We start from the raw sequence: 5,990 nt of genomic DNA, 5'->3' as shown, positions 1-5,990 counted from the left end.
GCCGCCGGTGGTGTTGGCGCCGGCACCGCTGCTCAGCACAGCGACGACAATTGCGATCACAATGCCGACCACGACGACCGCAATGCCCAACGCCAATCCGCGGCGTCGCCAGTAGATCTCCGGCGGTAGCGGTCCCCGCGGTTCCAGATCCAGCACATTCACACCGTAAGCCCAGGTCACGTTGATAGGTCCGACCCGACTCGGCGTGTCGCCCAGTTAGCTGAGGTCGCAGTCAACCGGCGGCCGGGTGGACGGCTGGCCAGGCGTGGCCACAAGAACCAGCGTCCCAGTAGCGCCACCAGCGACGGCATCAGGAAAGCTCGGACGATCAGGGTGTCGAGCAGCAGCCCGATCCCGACGGTCATACCGACCTGTTCGACACCGAAATCGCTGAGGAGCTATGCATTTGCGAGTATGACCACGTCGTCGTCACACCGCGGTATCCGGCTTAGGGCTCTTCTCCGACGTCGCCGATCACCTTGCGCAGCACAACCTCCCCCTCTGCGAGGTGATAGGTGGCGCCGACGATCGCGAGCTCACCGGCGGCCACCTTCTCGGCGATCACCGTCGAGCGGGCCAGCAGCTGAGTGCCGGTCTCGACCACGTGGCGCGCCTCGAATTCGTCTGCCCGGTGCAAACCTTCGCGGCGGCCCAGCAGAATCGACGGGGTCACCCGCTCGACGACGTCGCGTATATAACCGCCGGGCAGCACACCGTCGTCGAGCGCAGCCAGCGTCGCCTTCACCGCACCGCAGCTGTCATGGCCGAGTACCACGATCAGCGGCACGCCGAGTACCACCACCGCAAATTCGATCGAGCCCAATACCGCGGAGTCGATCACGTGCCCGGCCGTCCGGACCACGAACATGTCGCCCAGGCCCTGATCAAAGATGAGCTCGGCGGCCACCCGGCTGTCGCCACAGCCGAAGAGCGCCACAGTGGGCTTCTGACCGTTAGCCAGGCTGGCTCGGTGCTCGACGCTCTGGCTCGGATGCTCAGGCTGGCCGGCAACAAACCGCTCGTTACCCTCTTTGAGTGCTTTCCACGCGGTCACCGGATTGGTATCGGGCATGCCGAACATTCTGCCGCAGCCAGCCATGAGGCTCTCACCAATGCCAACTGAACTTCTCGACTGGTACGACCGGTCGCGACGCGACCTGCCGTGGCGAGATCCCGGTGTAACCCCGTGGCAAATCCTGGTCAGCGAGTTCATGTTGCAGCAGACGCCGGTGTCGCGGGTGCTGCCGATCTGGCGCGACTGGGTGGTGCGGTGGCCTACGGCATCGGCGACGGCGGCGGCCAGCGCCGCAGACATCGTGCGCGCTTGGGGCAAGCTGGGCTACCCACGGCGGGCCAAGCGCCTGCACGAGTGCGCGACCGTGATCGCCCGTGACTACGGTGACGTGGTTCCCGACGACGTCGAGATCCTGCTGACGCTGCCGGGTGTCGGCAGCTACACCGCCCGTGCAGTGGCGTGCTTCGCCTACCAGCAGCCGGTGCCGGTAGTCGACACCAATGTCCGCCGGGTGGTGGCTCGCGTTGTGCATGGCCGCGCGGACGCTGCCGCGGCATCGACGGTTCGTGACCACGCCGACGTATCCGCGTTGCTGCCCAATGATGGTTCGGCGCACCGATTTTCAGCGGCGCTGATGGAACTTGGCGCTACCGTGTGCACCGCGCGGACGCCGCGATGTGGCCTATGCCCACTGAGTGGCTGCCGATGGCGGCAAGCCGGCTACCCGCCCGCGCCGGGACCGGCACGTCGCCCGCAGGCCTACGCCGGAACAGACCGGCAGGTTCGCGGTCGGCTGTTGGATGTCTTGCGCGACAATGAATTCCCGGTCACCCGTGCCGAGCTGGACCTCGCTTGGCTGACGGATACCGACCAGCGCGAACGAGCGCTGAATTCACTGCTTGCCGATGGCCTGGTGAAACAGACGTCCGATGGGCGGTTCGCGTTGGTCGGCGAAGCGGGCTGAAATGGGGCTAAGTCGCGGCCAAAAACGATTCCACCGCCCGCCGATAGACGAGGGGCGCCTCGTCGTGAACCAAGTGGCCTACCCGGGGTACATGCAAATACTCTGCCCGGTGACCGGTTTCGTTCATCGAACGCATCTGACCTAAAGGAGTGACCGAATTGCCGGCCTCAATCAGCAGTACGGGCGACCGCACCGCTTGCCACTGCGCCCAGTAGTCGCGGGTGCCCCATTCAGCTGCGATCTCGATCCACCGAGAGGTGTGACCATGCAGCCGCCAACCAGTGGCAGTGCGATCGAACGCCTCCAGGAAGTACTGGCCGGCGACTGAGCCGAACTCGGCGAATACCTGCTCTGCAGAGCCGAATTCGACAGGAAGGTTATGCAGCCACGGCTCCCACGGTCCGGTGGTGCGGCCCCGGAAGTCTGGTGCCATGTCTTCGACCACCAACGCGGAGACCAGGTCGGGACGCTCGGCGGCCAAGCACCAGGAGTGCAGGGCGCCCATGGAATGCCCGACCAGCCGGACGGGCGTGCCGAACACAACGACCGCATCGCCCAGGTCGGCCACAAATCGTTCGGTGCTGATCGGGTAGGGATCGTCCACGTCACGGCCGCGGTGCCAGGGCGCGTCGTAGGTGTAGACAGCCCCCAGCCCGGTCAGCCACGGCACCTGACGCGGCCAGGTAGTGCCGCGGCCCATCAGGCCGTGCACCAAGACCACTGGGTCACCTCTCCCACCACGATGGGTGAGCAGATCGGCCGCCATGGAGCGGCACGGTAGCCTAACGGCATGCCAGTGGTGAAGATCAACGCAATCGAGGTGCCCGCGGACGCAGGCCCCGAATTGGAGAAGCGGTTCGCTCATCGCGCGCACGCGGTCGAGAACTCGCCGGGCTTCCTCGGCTTTCAGCTGCTTCGGCCGATCAAGGGCGAAGACCGCTACTTCGTGGTGACGCATTGGGAATCCGAAGAGGCGTTCCAGGCGTGGGCAACCGGGCCAGCTATCGAAGCCCACGCCGGCCACCGGGCTAACCCGGTGGCGACCGGCTCGTCACTGCTGGAATTCGAGGTTGTGTTGGACGTTGCCGGATCGGGCCAGTAAGCGCAGCCCGCGCCAGGTCCCGCACCGCGTCGCGGCATTGACGGCCGCCGCCACGCTGGTCAGCGCCCTGGCTCCGGGTTGCGCCCCGCCACCGTCCCCGTCCGCCCACGCAGCGGGTGCCGGCGCGCGGATCATCAACATCACAACCCCGCCTGGTCTGCGGGCCCAGCAGACCCTCGACATGCTCAACTCCGACTGGCCGATCGGCCCGATCGGAGTTGCCACCCTCGCCGCTCCTGACATGGTCAAACAGGTCGAGGCCAGCATGGAAGCACTCTGGTGGGACCGCCCCTTCACCCTGCGCGGAGTCGACCTCAAGGCGGGCACGGCCACACTGCAGCTGATCACGTCCTACGGTGGGCGGCAAGACATCCGGATACATACCGCCGACGACACATTGGTGGATGGGTTCGAGGTCACCACCCAAGCACCGACGATCTCCTCTTGGCGTGACATCGATACCGCATTGGCCAACACCGACGCCCGCTACTCGTGGCAAGTCGCCAAGGTCAACGACGGGCAATGCGATCGGGTCGCCGGCACCAATACCGCGCAGCCACTCCCGTTGGCGTCGATCTTTAAGCTGTACGTGCTCTACGCCGTCGCCGATGCAGTCAAGGCCGGAACGGTGTCCTGGGACGACCAGCTGACCGTCACCGAGAAGGGCAAGGCGGTCGGCTCGGGAATGGATTTGCCCGTGGGAGCGCATATTTCGGTGCGAACCGCCGCCGAAAAGATGATCGCCACCAGCGACAACATGGCCACCGACATGCTGATCGGAAAAGTCGGCACTCAGGCCGTCGACAGCGCGTTGGCCGAAGCCGGCCATCATGACCCGGCCGCCATGACGCCTTTTCCGACCATGTACGAGTTGTTCTCGGTCGCTTGGGGAAAGCCGGATCTGCGCGAGCAGTGGAAGCTAGCCACCCCGCAGATTCGGCAGCAATTGCTAGACCAGGCCAATTCACGTGTCTATCAACCGGATCCGCAGCGCGCACACGTGCCGGCCTCAGGCTATGGCGTGGAATGGTATGGCAGCGCCGAGGACATCTGCCGGGTGCATGCGGCACTGCAGGCCGGCGCAGTAGGCAAAGCCGCGCCCGTCAAGCAGATCTTGGCGGCCGCTCCGGGCGTCAACCTGGATGGGCGCGAATGGCCCTACATCGGCGCGAAAGCCGGTGGCCTGCCGGGTGACCTGACGTTCAGCTGGTATGCCGTCGACCGGACCGGACAGCCGTGGGCGGTGAGTTTCCAGCTGAATTGGCCGCGCGACCACGGGCCGAGCGTGACCAGCTGGATGCTGCAGATCGCAAAACAGGTCTTCGCTCTGCTACCCGAGCAGCGCTGAATCCGCCGCAGAGCACGAGTGGCCAGTCATGACACGAAACTTGAAGACGAAGCGTGCCTTAACTGGCCACTCGGCAGACGGCTATTGCGTGGTCGTCCCCGGGCCGCCGGCGGCGTGGGCCCCGGCCTTGGCCAGATCCGGCTCGGCGGGCTCGGCCGGCTTACGGGCCCCGGTGAAGGTGAACTTCGCGTCCTCTCCGGAACCTTCGCCGTCCCAGTTGTCCACGTCCACGGTGACAATCTGGCCCGGCCCGACTTCCTCGAACAGGATCTTCTCGGACAGCTGGTCCTCGATCTCCCGCTGGATGGTGCGCCGCAGCGGGCGAGCGCCCAGCACCGGGTCGAAGCCACGCTTGGCCAGCAATGACTTGGCTTTGTCGGTCAGCTCCATCGCCATGTCCTTGCTCTTGAGCTGCTTTCCGACCCGGCCGATCATCAGGTCGACCATCCGGATGATCTCGTCGCGAGTCAGCTGGTGGAAGACGATGATGTCGTCGATGCGGTTGAGGAACTCCGGGCGGAAGTGCTTCTTCAGCTCGTCGTTGACCTTCTGCTTCATCCGCTCGTAGTCGTTGTCGCCGCCACCCTGGGTGAAGCCCAGGCCAACCGCCTTGGAGATGTCGGCCGTGCCGAGGTTCGACGTGAAGATCAGCACGGTGTTCTTGAAGTCCACCGTGCGGCCCTGCCCGTCGGTCAGCCGGCCGTCCTCGAGCACCTGCAACAGGCTGTTGTAGATCTCCTGGTGCGCCTTCTCGATCTCGTCGAACAGCACCACCGAGAACGGCTTGCGCCGCACCTTCTCGGTGAGCTGGCCGCCCTCCTCGTATCCGACGTATCCCGGCGGGGCGCCGAACAACCGCGACGCGGTGAACCGGTCGTGGAATTCACCCATGTCGATCTGGATGAGCGCGTCGTCGTCACCGAACAAGAAATTGGCCAGCGCCTTGGACAGCTCGGTTTTACCGACACCGGACGGACCGGCGAAGATGAACGAGCCCGACGGGCGTTTGGGGTCCTTCAGCCCGGCACGGGTACGACGGATCGCCTTGGAAACCGCCTTGACCGCGTCCTCCTGGCCGATGATCCGCTTGTGCACCTCGTCTTCCATCCGCAACAGCCGGGTAGTTTCGGCCTCGGTGAGCTTGACCACCGGGATGCCGGTCCAGTTACCCAGCACCTCGGCGATCTCGTTGTCGTCCACCTCGGCGACCACATCCATATCGCCTGAACGCCACTGCTTTTCACGCTCACCGCGCTGGGCCACCAGTTGCTTTTCGCGGTCACGCAGGCTGGCCGCCTTCTCGAAGTCCTGCGCGTCGATCGCGGACTCCTTCTCGCGGCGGGCCTCGGCGATCTTCTCGTCGAACTCACGCAGGTCTGGCGGTGCGGTCATCCGCCGAATCCGCATCCGCGCGCCGGCCTCGTCGATCAGGTCGATCGCCTTGTCCGGCAGGAACCGGTCGTTGATGTAGCGGTCGGCCAGGGTGGCAGCGGCCACGATCGCGCCGTCGGTGATGGACACCCGGTGGTGGGCCTCGTAGCGATCCCGCAGACCCTTGAGG

General features: G+C 65.5%; 6 protein-coding genes and 2 pseudogenes. 3 read left to right on the top strand and 5 right to left on the bottom strand.

Features of this window, described 5'->3' with window-relative positions:
* The 3 genes and pseudogenes from WAN71_RS09340 to WAN71_RS09330 form a co-directional block, all read right to left on the bottom strand.
* Positions 1-156: pseudogene (locus WAN71_RS09340) on the bottom strand (hypothetical protein); the annotation flags it as partial.
* Between the two features lie 20 nt (positions 157-176).
* Positions 177-368 (bottom strand): annotated as a pseudogene (locus tag WAN71_RS09335) (MMPL family transporter); the annotation flags it as partial.
* 80 nt (positions 369-448) lie between these two features.
* Positions 449-1,072, bottom strand: a complete 624-nt coding sequence (locus tag WAN71_RS09330) for a carbonic anhydrase (RefSeq protein WP_422225059.1) — start codon at positions 1,070-1,072, stop codon at positions 449-451.
* On the opposite strand from WAN71_RS09330, the gene WAN71_RS09325 reads away from it, so the two are divergent.
* Positions 1,071-1,979, top strand: a complete 909-nt coding sequence (locus tag WAN71_RS09325) for an A/G-specific adenine glycosylase (RefSeq protein ID WP_422225058.1) — start codon at positions 1,071-1,073, stop codon at positions 1,977-1,979. The two genes, WAN71_RS09330 and WAN71_RS09325, sit on opposite strands and share 2 nt — an antisense overlap.
* Positions 1,980-1,986: 7 nt before the next feature.
* Here the strand turns inward: WAN71_RS09325 and WAN71_RS09320 are convergent, their stop codons facing one another.
* Positions 1,987-2,745, bottom strand: coding sequence for an alpha/beta fold hydrolase (locus WAN71_RS09320; protein ID WP_422225057.1), 759 nt, complete (start codon positions 2,743-2,745; stop codon positions 1,987-1,989).
* A gap of 24 nt (positions 2,746-2,769) precedes the next feature.
* On the opposite strand from WAN71_RS09320, the gene mhuD reads away from it, so the two are divergent.
* Together mhuD and WAN71_RS09310 are read left to right on the top strand one after the other, a co-directional pair.
* A complete protein-coding gene (gene mhuD / locus WAN71_RS09315; RefSeq protein ID WP_422225056.1) occupies positions 2,770-3,081 on the top strand; it encodes a mycobilin-forming heme oxygenase MhuD in 312 nt (103 codons plus the stop codon).
* Positions 3,062-4,429, top strand: coding sequence for a serine hydrolase (locus WAN71_RS09310; protein ID WP_422225055.1), 1,368 nt, complete (start codon positions 3,062-3,064; stop codon positions 4,427-4,429). Before mhuD ends, WAN71_RS09310 begins: the two co-directional genes overlap by 20 nt.
* Before the next feature lie 81 nt (positions 4,430-4,510).
* Here WAN71_RS09310 and WAN71_RS09305 read toward each other — a convergent pair.
* A partial coding sequence (locus WAN71_RS09305; protein WP_422225054.1) for an AAA family ATPase occupies positions 4,511-5,990 on the bottom strand: 1,480 nt, incomplete at its 5' end.

The organism is Mycobacterium sp., assembly GCF_049280035.1.
GTDB lineage: Bacteria > Actinomycetota > Actinomycetes > Mycobacteriales > Mycobacteriaceae > Mycobacterium.
Note: the sequence above shows the minus strand (reverse complement) of the source record. Positions and strands in the feature narration are given on the sequence as shown.